The sequence below is a fragment of the Inquilinus limosus MP06 genome (assembly GCF_000767795.1).
GTDB classification, from domain to species: domain Bacteria; phylum Pseudomonadota; class Alphaproteobacteria; order DSM-16000; family Inquilinaceae; genus Inquilinus; species Inquilinus limosus_E.
Genome location: NZ_JANX01000160.1, coordinates 1 through 11255, shown reverse-complemented (window position 1 = coordinate 11255; position 11255 = coordinate 1). Strand labels below are relative to the sequence as shown.

At 67.4% G+C, this 11255-nt stretch carries 11 protein-coding genes; 4 read left to right on the top strand and 7 right to left on the bottom strand.

The features are described from left to right. From P409_RS14580 to eno, 4 genes are all read right to left on the bottom strand, one after another. The coding region (locus P409_RS14580; RefSeq protein WP_034837953.1) for a biotin/lipoyl-containing protein at positions 1-279 on the bottom strand (279 nt) is incomplete at its 3' end. 61 nt (positions 280-340) lie between these two features. Continuing rightward, the gene (pdhA, locus tag P409_RS14575; protein ID WP_274519159.1) at positions 341-1318 is read right to left on the bottom strand and encodes a pyruvate dehydrogenase (acetyl-transferring) E1 component subunit alpha; all 978 of its coding nucleotides are present in this window, start codon (positions 1316-1318) and stop codon (positions 341-343) included. A 190-nt stretch (positions 1319-1508) separates the two neighbouring features. Further along, positions 1509-1850: an FtsB family cell division protein gene (locus tag P409_RS14570; protein ID WP_052120634.1), complete on the bottom strand. Its 342-nt coding sequence runs from the start codon at positions 1848-1850 to the stop codon at positions 1509-1511. Positions 1851-2177: 327 nt separating this feature from the next. Continuing rightward, the gene (eno, locus tag P409_RS14565) at positions 2178-3458 is read right to left on the bottom strand and encodes a phosphopyruvate hydratase (protein WP_034837946.1); all 1281 of its coding nucleotides are present in this window, start codon (positions 3456-3458) and stop codon (positions 2178-2180) included. Positions 3459-3658: 200 nt separating this feature from the next. Between eno and P409_RS14560 the strand changes: the two genes are divergently transcribed. The 3 genes from P409_RS14560 (at position 3659) to P409_RS41560 (ending at position 5531) form a co-directional block, all read left to right on the top strand. Continuing rightward, the gene (locus tag P409_RS14560; RefSeq protein ID WP_034837942.1) at positions 3659-4894 is read left to right on the top strand and encodes an SAM-dependent methyltransferase; all 1236 of its coding nucleotides are present in this window, start codon (positions 3659-3661) and stop codon (positions 4892-4894) included. Positions 4895-4983: 89 nt separating this feature from the next. Beyond that, positions 4984-5328, top strand: coding sequence for a nucleotidyltransferase domain-containing protein (locus P409_RS14555; RefSeq protein WP_034837966.1), 345 nt, complete (start codon positions 4984-4986; stop codon positions 5326-5328). Further along, the gene (locus tag P409_RS41560; protein ID WP_430515639.1) at positions 5313-5531 is read left to right on the top strand and encodes a HEPN domain-containing protein; all 219 of its coding nucleotides are present in this window, start codon (positions 5313-5315) and stop codon (positions 5529-5531) included. Before P409_RS14555 ends, P409_RS41560 begins: the two co-directional genes overlap by 16 nt. 175 nt (positions 5532-5706) lie before the next feature. On the opposite strand, the gene kdsA is transcribed toward P409_RS41560, so the two are convergent. The 3 genes from kdsA to secG form a co-directional block, all read right to left on the bottom strand. Further along, positions 5707-6549, bottom strand: a complete 843-nt coding sequence (gene kdsA, locus P409_RS14550) for a 3-deoxy-8-phosphooctulonate synthase (protein WP_034837962.1) — start codon at positions 6547-6549, stop codon at positions 5707-5709. Between the two features lie 11 nt (positions 6550-6560). Then, the gene (locus P409_RS14545) at positions 6561-8189 is read right to left on the bottom strand and encodes a CTP synthase (RefSeq protein ID WP_034837938.1); all 1629 of its coding nucleotides are present in this window, start codon (positions 8187-8189) and stop codon (positions 6561-6563) included. A gap of 91 nt (positions 8190-8280) precedes the next feature. After that, positions 8281-8607 carry a preprotein translocase subunit SecG gene (gene secG / locus P409_RS14540; RefSeq protein WP_034837934.1) on the bottom strand — a complete coding sequence of 109 codons (327 nt, stop codon included), beginning with the start codon at positions 8605-8607 and terminating at the stop codon, positions 8281-8283. A gap of 212 nt (positions 8608-8819) precedes the next feature. Here secG and P409_RS14535 point away from each other — a divergent pair, with 212 nt between their 5' ends. Beyond that, positions 8820-11150: a xanthine dehydrogenase family protein molybdopterin-binding subunit gene (locus tag P409_RS14535; RefSeq protein WP_343285508.1), complete on the top strand. Its 2331-nt coding sequence runs from the start codon at positions 8820-8822 to the stop codon at positions 11148-11150. Positions 11151-11255 lie beyond the last annotated feature (105 nt).

Sequence of the window (11255 nt, the reverse complement as noted above, 5' to 3'; positions counted from 1 at the left end):
CTTGCCGTTGGCGTGGGCGATGTCGCCGGCGCTCTCACCATCGCCGAGCAGGATCGCGATCGGGGTGTTCACGGCCACAGCCTCGGTGCCCTCGGGCACGAGGATCTTGCCGATGGTGCCTTCGTCGACCGCTTCGACCTCCATGGTCGCCTTGTCGGTCTCGATCTCGGCGATCACGTCGCCCGACTTCACCGCGTCACCCTCGCGCTTCAACCACTTCGCGAGCGTGCCCTCGGTCATGGTCGGCGACAGCGCCGGCATCAGGATCTCGGTGGGCATTGGGAAATTCTCCGGCAGCCGGCGGCGCCTCACGCGGGGCGCCCGCCGGGTCGTGTTGGCGTCAGGCTTCGATCAGAACGTCGGTGTAGAGCTCCGACGGATCGGGCTCCGGGCTCTGCTGGGCGAATTCCGCCGCATCGTTGACGATGCCCCGGATCTCCTTGTCGATCGCCTTGAAGTCGTCCTCGCTGACGCCGCCGATCGCGTCGATCTTCTTGCGCACCAGGTCGATCGGGTCGTGCGTCTCGCGCATCTTCGCCACCTCCTCCTTGGTCCGGTACTTGGCCGGATCGGACATGGAGTGGCCGCGATAGCGGTAGGTCATCATCTCGAGGATGGTCGGCCCCTCGCCGGCCCGGGCGCGCTCCAGCGCCTCGGTCGCGGCGGCCTTGACCGCCAGCACGTCCATGCCGTCGACCTGGAAGCCCGGGATGCCGTAGGCCTGGCCGCGCAGATGCAGGTCGGCATTGGCCGAGGCGCGCTGCACCGAGGTGCCCATGCCGTATTTGTTGTTCTCGATCACATAGATGACCGGGAGCTTCCAGAGAGCCGCCATGTTGAAGCTCTCATAGACCTGGCCCTGGTTCGACGCGCCGTCGCCGAAATAGGTGATCGAGGCGCCGCCGTCTTCCTTGTAGCGATGAGCGAAGCCGAGGCCGGTGCCGAGCGAGACCTGGGCGCCGACGATGCCGTGGCCGCCGAAGAACTTCTTCTCGCGGCTGAACATGTGCATCGAGCCGCCCTTGCCCTTGGAGTAGCCGCCGCGGCGCCCGGTCAGCTCCGCCATCACGCCGCGCGGGTCCATGCCGCAGGCCAGCATGTGGCCGTGGTCGCGATAGCCGGTGATGACGTCGTCGGCCGGGGTCTGGGCCGACTGCATGCCGACCACCACGGCCTCCTGGCCGATATAGAGGTGGCAGAAGCCGCCGATCAGGCCCATGCCGTACAACTGGCCCGCCTTCTCCTCGAAGCGGCGGATCAGCAGCATGTCCCGATAGTACTGCAGCAGCTCATCCTTGCCGGCAGAGGCGGGAGCCACGGCTCCCGACGTCTTCTCCTGTGCAGGACGACGTTTCGTGGCGGCCAATGGATCCTCCCTGGTCGGATGGCATCGGGTTAGTAGGCGCGCATAGCTTCTTCGCCTGGCCCAGTGCTACCTCGCACGGACGGAATTTGCAAGGCGCAGGACCGGGGCCGCGCCGCCATCGGCGCAAGGCAGACGCGCAGGTTTACTGGGCCGGCGCGGGGGCCGGAGCGGCCTTGGGAAAGAAGATGACGACATCGTCCGGCCTGGCGACATTCAGCATCGCCCGGGCCCGTTCATCCAGCATGTCCGTGTCGATCTGCTTCGGATCGATCAGCGCGGCGCGCTTCTCCATCTCGGTGCGCTGCGCCGTCAGCGACTCCAGGGTCGCCTTCGCCTGGGCCACCTCGCCCTGCAGGGCATCGCGGGCGAAGATGCCGTGGTCGCCCTGGATCGCGTGATAGGTGAAGTAGGCGATCAGGCAGACGCCGACCGCCGGCCCGATGACGGGCCGCAGTTTCCGCCGCAGGAAGCGAAACATGCTCATGGCCATAGGTCACCATAGGTCGGGGTCGGCGTCAATTGCCGCCACAAACGGTTGCGCGACGATCCGGCGAAAGAAACAGCGACGCAGCTCTTTCATTTTTCTGTCATTGCCGGGCTCGACCCACGGGTGTCCAGTCAAGCTTTCCGGGTTGTGGATAGAGTCGTTGATCTCGACTTCTATTGTCATCCTCGGGTTTGACCCGGCAATCCAGGGGCCACGAAGAGCGGCTCTCGAAGGCCCCTGGATCCTCGGGTCAAGCCCGAGGATGACAATAAAGGTAGTCCTGGCATGACAGAATGCGGGTGATACCCTTCACCCGACCGTCGTTCAGCGCTGGCGCAGCACCGAGCGGCCGGCATAGCTGGCGGCACGGCCCAGCTGCTCCTCAATCCGGATCAGCTGGTTGTACTTGGCCAGCCGGTCGGAACGGCTGAGCGAGCCGGTCTTGATCTGCCCGCAATTGGTGGCGACGGCGAGGTCGGCGATGGTCGAATCCTCGGTCTCGCCCGAGCGGTGCGACATCACCGCGGTGTAGCCGGCCTTGTGCGCCATCTCCACCGCCTGCAGCGTCTCGGTCAGGGTGCCGATCTGGTTGACCTTGACCAGGATCGAGTTGCCGATGCCGCGGGCGATGCCCTGCGACAGGCGCTCGGGGTTGGTCACGAACAGGTCGTCGCCGACCAGCTGGACGCGGCCGCCGAGCGCGCTGGTGATCGCGGCCCAGCCCTCCCAGTCATCCTCGGCCATGCCGTCCTCGATCGACACGATCGGGTAGCGCTTCACCAGGTCCTCGTAATAGGCGACCAGGCCGGCGCTATCGAGGGTCTTGCCCTCGCCCTCCATGTGGTAGCGGCCGTCCTTGAAGAACTCGGTCGAGGCGGCGTCGAGGCCCAGCACCACGTCGTCGCCCGGCTTGTAGCCGGCGGCCTCGATCGCCTGCATGATGAAGCCCAGCGCCTCGTCGGCCGAGGCCAGGTTCGGGGCGAAGCCGCCCTCGTCGCCGACATTGGTGCCGTGGCCGGCATCCTTCAGCTTCTTGCGCAGGGCGTGGAACACCTCGGAGCCGGTGCGCACCGCCTCGGCCAGGGTCGGCGCGCCGACCGGCAGGATCATGAACTCCTGGATGTCGATCGGGTTGTCGGCATGGGCGCCGCCATTGATGATGTTCATCAGCGGCACCGGCAGGGTACTGGCATAGGCGCCGCCGACATAGCGGTACAGCGGCAGGCCGGCATCCTCCGCCGCGGCGCGGGCCACGGCCAGGCTGACGCCGAGGATGGCGTTGGCGCCGAGCCGGCCCTTGTTCGGGGTGCCGTCCAGCTCGATCATCGTGCGGTCGAGCTCGATCTGCTCCTCGGCGTCGAGGCCGGTCAGCGCGTCGAACAGCTCGCCGTTGACGGCATCGACGGCCTTGACGACGCCCTTGCCGCCATAGACCGACTTGTCGCCGTCGCGCAGCTCGACCGCCTCATGGGCGCCGGTCGAGGCGCCGGACGGCACCGCGGCGCGGCCGAAGGCGCCGGTTTCGAGGGTCACGTCGACCTCGACGGTCGGGTTGCCCCGGCTGTCGAGGATCTGGCGGGCATGGATGTCGACGATCGCGGTCATAAGCGGCCTCTCGCTGGCATCAGGAGTGGTGGGGCGGGAATCGGCGCGGCCAGACTGTGCCGCGGACCGGAAAATGCAAGGACTTTCGCCTCTGCGACTTTCACAGATCCCCCATCCGGCGATTGTGGCGGCCCCATGTTGAAACTGCGTCAATTTGGGGAGTAGCCTCGCGACAAAAGTGCGCAACTCAGGGTACCGAAATGCGGCTTCTCTCCCATATGCTGTCGCGCTTCGTGCAGGCGGGACGCCTGCGCGTGACCGATGCCGGCGGCGTGGCTCACGACTTCGCCGGCAAGCAGCCCGGCCCCTTCGCCTCCGTCCGCCTGCACGATCCGGCCTTGCATCGCAAGCTGTTCACGGCTCCGGCCCTGGCGGTCGGCGAGGCCTATATGGACGGCACGCTGACGCTGGAGGACGGCACGACGCTGCGCGACCTGTTCGCGCTGTACGGCCACAACTTCCAGGCGCTGGACGGCTATCCGCTGCAGGCGCTGCTGAACTCGGTCGGCCGCCGGCTGCGCCGGCTGCAGCAATACAATCCGGTCGGCAAGGCGCAGGAGCACGTCGCCCACCATTACGACCTGTCGCGCGAGCTGTTCGAGCTCTTCCTCGACGAGGACATGCAGTATTCCTGCGCCTATTTCGGCGAGGGGGTGCGGTCGATCGAGGAGGCGCAGGTCGCCAAGAAGCGGCACATCGCGGCGAAGCTGCTGCTCGACGACGCCAAGAGCGTGCTGGATATCGGCTGCGGCTGGGGCGGCATGGCCATGACCCTGGCCGAGCTGGCGCCGGTCGAGGTGACGGGCGTGACCCTGTCGGTCGAGCAGCAGAAGCTGGCGCAGGAGCGTGCGGCCAGGCGCGGGCTGGGCAACCGGGTGAAGTTCGAGCTGCTCGACTACCGCAAGCTCGACCAGCGTTTCGACCGGATCGTCTCGGTCGGCATGTTCGAGCATGTCGGCGCCAGCTACTATGACGAGTTCTTCGGCAAGGTCCGCGAGCTGCTGGCCGAGGACGGCGTCATGCTGCTGCACTCGATCGGCCGGATGACTCCGCCAGGCAACACCGGCGCCTGGCTGCGGAAATACATCTTCCCGGGCGGCTATGTGCCGGCGCTGTCGGAGGTGATGGCCGCGGTCGAGCGCCAGGGCCTGTGGGTCACCGACATCGAGATCCTGCGGGTGCATTACGCCGACACGCTGGCCGCCTGGAACGAGCGGTTCCAGGCGCAGCGCGAGCGCATCGCCAGGCTGTATGACGAGCGCTTCTGCCGGATGTGGGAGTTCTACCTGCTGGGCTGCGAGAACGAGTTCCGGATGGGCACCTGCATGGTGTTCCAGATGCAATTGGCCCGGAAGCGCGACGCCGCCCCCCTCACCCGCGACTACATCACCGACACCGAGCGCCGCTACGCCACGATGGCCGCGGCGGCGGAGTAAAGCGATCATGGTTGGGTTCGCCCCGGCGAACCCAACGACTATCCCGTCAGCGAGGGTCATCGCATATAATGCTCTTAACGGAGCTGAACATGCTTGACCCGATAACCGCGCGTGCGGCTCGCAGCTTTCTCGACCGGATGGCCAGACGGTACGATATCGCCGGCGCCCTCGTCTATGGCAGTCGGGCACGGGGTGATCATCGAGACGACAGCGATGCCGACCTCGCAGTGCTGGTTCGCGGCCTAAAGGATTCGCCGCTTCCTGACGCATGGGAGCTCGGAACCATCAGCACGGAGGTGCTGCTGGACACCGGCGTCGTTGTCCAAGTCATGCCGATCCGGCTCGAGGACTGGGACCATCCAGAACGGTTCAGCAACCCCTTCCTGCTTGAGAACATCCGGCGCGAGGGGGTATCGCTATGGCCCCCGGCGTAGCCGGGCTGATGGCCAAGGCGCGCCGTGCTCTAAAGTCCGCCCGACTGGTGTTCAACGATGGCGACCCAGACAGCGCGTGCAATCGTGCCTACTGCGCCATGTTCAATGCGGCTCGTGCCGCGCTACTGGCGGAAGGTCGCGCAAAGGAGGCGCAGGGTAAGACGCATGCCGGACTGATTGCGGCGTTGCACTGCATCTCGTGAAACCTGGCAAGATCGGGGTCGATCAGCAGCGCGCCTTGAGTGGCATGCTTCACCTTCGCGCCAGGGCGGACTATTTCGACGAAAGCGTCTCGGCGGAAGATGCCTCGGAGGCGATCGAGAAGGCCGAAGCTTTCGTCGCGGCGGCCAGCGCGTATCTGACCTCTCGGCCTACCCGCTAGATCCGGACCGGATCCGCCTTGGCGATGCGGTCGAGCGCGACCAGGGTGGTCAGCAGCGCCTCGAGCTTCTGGATCGGCACCATGTTGGGGCCGTCGCTCGGGGCGTGGTCCGGGTCCTGGTGGGTCTCGATGAAGACGGCGGCGACGCCGATCGAGACCGCGGCCCGGGCCAGCACCGGCACGAATTCGCGTTGGCCGCCCGAGCTGGCGCCCTGCCCGCCCGGCTGCTGCACCGAATGGGTGGCGTCGAACACCACCGGATATCCCGTCTGCGCCATGACCGGCAGCGAGCGCATGTCGCTGACCAGGGTGTTGTAGCCGAAGCTGACGCCGCGCTCGGTCAGCAGCACCTTGTCGTTGCCGGTCGAGGCGATCTTGGCCGCGACGTTCTTCATGTCCCAGGGCGCGAGGAACTGGCCCTTCTTGACGTTGATCGCCCGGCCGGTGGCGCCGGCGGCCAGCAGCAGGTCGGTCTGGCGGCACAGGAAGGCCGGGATCTGCAGGATGTCCACCGCCTCCGCCACCGGCGCGCATTGCGCCGCGTCGTGGATGTCGGTCAACACCGGGCAGCCGAATTTCTCCCGGATCTCGGCCATGATCGGCAGGCTCTTCTCCATCCCCAGGCCGCGCTGGGCCGAGGCGGAGGTGCGGTTCGCCTTGTCGAAGGAGGTCTTGTAGACGAGGCCGAGGCCCAGCCGGCCGGTGATCTCGACCAGCGCCTGGCTCATCTCGAGCGCGTGCTCGCGGCTTTCCAGCTGGCACGGGCCGGCGATGACGGTCAGCGGCCGGTCGTTCGCGAAGGTGACGTTGCCGACGGTGACGGCACGGGCAGCGGTCATGGTCATGGTCCTCAGACGAGCCGGCTCTGCTCGATCGCGGCGCGGATGAAGTCGGTGAACAGCGGGTGCGGGTCGAAGGGCTTCGACTTCAGCTCCGGATGGTACTGCACGCCGATGAACCAGGGATGGTCCGGCAGCTCGACGATCTCCGGCAGCACGCCGTCCGGCGACAGGCCGGAGAAGAACAGGCCGGCCTGCTCCAGCCGCTCGCGGTAGTTGATGTTGACCTCGTAGCGGTGGCGGTGCCGCTCGCTGATCTCGGTCGACCCGTAGATCCCGGCCACCCGGCTGCCGGGCACCAGCGCCGCCGGATAGGCGCCGAGGCGCATGGTGCCGCCCAGGTCGCCGTCGGTCTTGCGGGTCTCCAGCTCGTTGCCGCGGATCCACTCGGTCATCAGGCCGACCACGGGCTCGTTGGTCGGGCCGAACTCGGTCGAGTTCGCCGCCGGCAGCCCGGCCATGTGGCGCGCCGCCTCGATCACCGCCATCTGCATGCCGAAGCAGATGCCGAAATACGGCACCTTGCGCTCGCGCGCGAACTGGGCGGCGCGGATCTTGCCCTCGGCCCCGCGCTCGCCGAAGCCGCCCGGCACCAGGATGCCGTGGACATGTTCGAGATGGCTGACCGCATCCTCCGATTCGAAGATCTGCGAATCCATCCAGTCGAGCTTGACCTTGATGTTGTTGGCGATGCCGCCATGGGTCAGCGCCTCGGCCAGGCTCTTGTAGCTGTCGATCAGCGAGGTGTACTTGCCGACCACGCCGATGGTGACCTCGCCTTCCGGCTGGCGCACCCGCTGGACGATGCCGGTCCAGCGCGACAGGTCCGGCGCCTTGTCCTGGCCGATGCCGAAATAGGCCAGCACCTGATCGTCGAAGCCTTCCTCGTGATAGGAGATCGGCACGTTGTAGATGGTGTCGACGTCGAGGGCGGCGATCACCCGCTCCGGCCGGATGTTGCAGAACAGCGCGATCTTGCGCCGCTCATTGTCGGGGATCGGCCGGTCGGCGCGGCACAGCAGCATCTGCGGCTGGATCCCGACCGACAGCAGTTCCTTCACCGAATGCTGGGTCGGCTTGGTCTTCAACTCGCCCGCCGCCGGGATGTAGGGCAGCAGCGTGACGTGCAGGAACAGCGCGTTCTCGATCCCGACCTCGTTGCCGAACTGTCGGATCGCCTCGAGGAACGGCAGGCTCTCGATGTCGCCGACCGTGCCGCCGACCTCGCAGACGATGAAATCCTCGTCGGTGACGTCGGAGCGGATGAACTCCTTGATCGCGTCGGTGATGTGCGGGATCACCTGCACCGTGGCGCCGAGATAGTCGCCCCGCCGCTCCCGCGCGATCACGTTGGAGTAGATCCGGCCGGTGGTGACGTTGTCGCTCTTGCGGGCCGAGACGCCGGTGAAGCGCTCGTAATGGCCCAGGTCCAGGTCCGTCTCGGCCCCGTCATCGGTGACGAAGACCTCGCCGTGCTGGGTCGGGCTCATCGTGCCCGGATCGACATTGAGATAGGGGTCGAGCTTCCGGAGCCGGACCTTGAAGCCCCGCGCCTGAAGGAGTGCCCCGAGTGCTGCTGCGCCCAGTCCCTTGCCAAGCGAGGAGACCACGCCGCCGGTAATGAAGATGTACCGCGTCATGGAATTCTACCCTACCTCAGATTCGTCCAGCCAAAAACAACGGGGCGGCCCCAAACCGGGGCCGCCCCGACATGACAGTCATGCCGACAGGTTATTCCGTCGTCGGAACGCTCGGCCCGGCCGGCGCGGTGCTGGCCGGCGCGCTCTGCGCCGGCGCCGACGGCACCTCGTTGACGATCGCGGAGCCGCTGCGATGGGCGCCGGCCATGATCGCCAGGACGATGCTGGTGACCATGAAGGCCCCGGCCAGGACCGCGGTGATTCGGGTCAACAGGTTCGCCTGGCCGCGGATCGAGACCAGCCCGCCGCCGCCACCGCCGCCGATGCCAAGGCCGCCGCCCTCGCTGCGCTGGATCAGGATGACCCCGATCAGGCCGATGGCGATCAGGACGTGGATGACGAGCAAGACCTGCTGCACTGGACACCTGTCGACAAACAAAAACGGCCGGCTGCGCCCGGCAGCCGGCGATGGCGCTTATGTAGCGAAGACCAGCCCCCAATACCAGCCCCTCGCTGCACCCGCGGACGATGCGCGCCCGCATTCCGGCGCGGATATTGTCCGACATGGCATTGACGCCCGCGGCGCCACGGCCGATCCTACCTCGATTCAAAGCCCGGGAGGAGCAGATCGTGGCGACGAAGTTCGGCATCGGCCAGCCTATGCGCCGCAGCGAGGACCCCCGCCTGCTGAAGGGCAGCGGCCGCTACACCGACGATGTCTCCGCCCCCGGCCAGGCGCAGGCCTGGTTCCTGCGGTCGCCCTTCGCCCATGCCGAGATCCGCGGCATCGACACCAGCGCGGCCGCGGCGATGCCGGGCGTGATCGGCATCGTCACCATCGCCGATCTCGACGCCGACGGGATCGGCGACCTCAAATGCTACGCCCCGGTGAAGAACCGCGACGGGTCCGACCAGGTGCTGCCGCCGCGGCCGATCCTGGCGCGCGGCCGGGTGCGCCATGTCGGCGAGGCGGTGGCCATGGTGGTGGCCGAGACCATGGAGCAGGCCAAGGACGCCGCCGAGGCGATCGAGGTCGATTACGATTCGCTGCCCTCGGCGACCGATCTGACCAGCACGCTCGAAGGCCCTGCGATCTGGGACCAGGCCCCGGCCAATCTCTGCTTCGACTGGGAGTTCGGCGAGAAGGACAAGGTCGAGGCGCTGTTCGCCCGGGCCGACCGGATCGTGAAGGTCGACCTGGTCAACAACCGCGTCGTCGCCTCGCCGATGGAGCCGCGCTGCTGCCACGCCGACTGGGACGCGACCGAGGGCCGCTTCGTGCTCTACGTCTCCTGCCAGGGCGTGCACATGCTGCGCGACATGCTGGCGAACGACATCTTCAAGCTGCCGCCGGAGCGGTTCCTGGTGCGCAGCACCGATGTCGGCGGCGGCTTCGGCATGAAGCTGTTCATGTATCCGGAATATCCGGCGACGCTCTACGCCGCCCGCAAGTTCGGCCGGCCGGTGAAATGGACGTCGGAGCGGACCGAGGCCTTCATCAGCGACGACCACGGCCGCGACAACGTCACCACGGTCGAGCTGGCGGTCGACAAGGACGCCCGTTTCCTGGCGCTGCGCGTCGACCTGATCGCCAATATGGGCGCCTATCTGTCGAACTTCGCGCCCTTCATCCCGACCATGGCCGGCGGCGCCCAGATGCTGAACGGCCTGTACACGCTGCAGGGCGTCTACGAGCGGGTGCGCGGCGTGTTCACCAACACCCAGCCGGTCGACGCCTATCGCGGCGCCGGGCGGCCGGAGGCGGCCTACAATGTCGAGCGCATCGTCGACCATGCGTCCCGCGTGCTGGGCATCGATCCGGTCGAGCTGCGGCGGCGCAACTACATCCCGCCCTCGGCCATGCCTTACGACACCGTCACCGGCGTGACCTATGACAGCGGCGAGTTCACCCGCAACCTGGAGGAGGCGGCGCAGATCGCCGATGTCGCCGGCTTCGAAACGCGCCGCCGCGACTCGGCCCAGAAGGGCAAGTATCGCGGGCTCGGCATCGCCACCTATGTCGAGGCCTGCGCCGGCGGCGAGGACGAGAATGCCGATGTCCGGGTCAGCCGCGACGGGAAGGTGACGATCTATGTCGGCACCCAGACCAATGGCCAGGGTCACGAGACCGCCTACAAGCAGATCATCGCCGAGCATCTCGGCGTCGACCCCGACCAGGTGACGCTGGTCCAGGGCGACACCGACCTGGTGCGCACCGGCAACGGCACCGGCGGCTCGCGTTCCGTGCCTGTGGGCGGCGCCGCGATCCGCGACGGGTCGCTGAAGATCCAGGACAAGGCCAAGTTGCGGGCGGCGGACCTGATGGAGACGGCAGCGGTCGACATCGCCTTCGTCGACGGCCGCTTCACCGTGGTCGGCACCGACCGGGCGCTGACCCTGGCCGAGATCGCGGCGCAGACCGACGCGGCCAGCGACAGCGAGATCGTGTTCGAGGAGCGCGGCAGCTTCACCCCGCCCTCGGCCACCTTCCCGAACGGCGCCCATGTGGTCGAGCTCGAGGTCGACGGCGATACCGGCGAGGTCGAGATCCTGCGCTACACGGTGGTCGACGATTTCGGCCGGGTGCTGAACCCGCTGATGGTGGCCGGCCAGGTGCATGGCGGCATCGCCCAGGGCCTCGGCCAGGCGCTGCTGGAGCATGCGGTGTTCGACCCGGAGAGCGGACAGCTGCTGTCCGGCTCCTTCATGGACTACGCCATGCCGCGGGCGATCGACCTGCCCCTGGTCAACTTCAAATACAACGAGATCCCCTGCACCACGAACCCGCTCGGCATCAAGGGCGCGGGCGAGGCCGGGGCGATCGGCGCGCCGCCGGCGATCATCAATGCCATCGTCGACGCGCTGTCGCCGCTCGGGGTCGAGCATGTCGACATGCCGGCGACGCCGCAGAGGCTGTGGCAGATCATCCATAGCCGGCAGGGCCGGCAGGCGGCGGAGTAGTTCGCCAAGCGCCGTCCCATTTTACCTCTCCCGCTTGCGAGACCTTTTCAGAACGCCACCGCCTGGGCTGGTCCATCCCTTTTATCCTCCCCCTCCCCTTGCGGG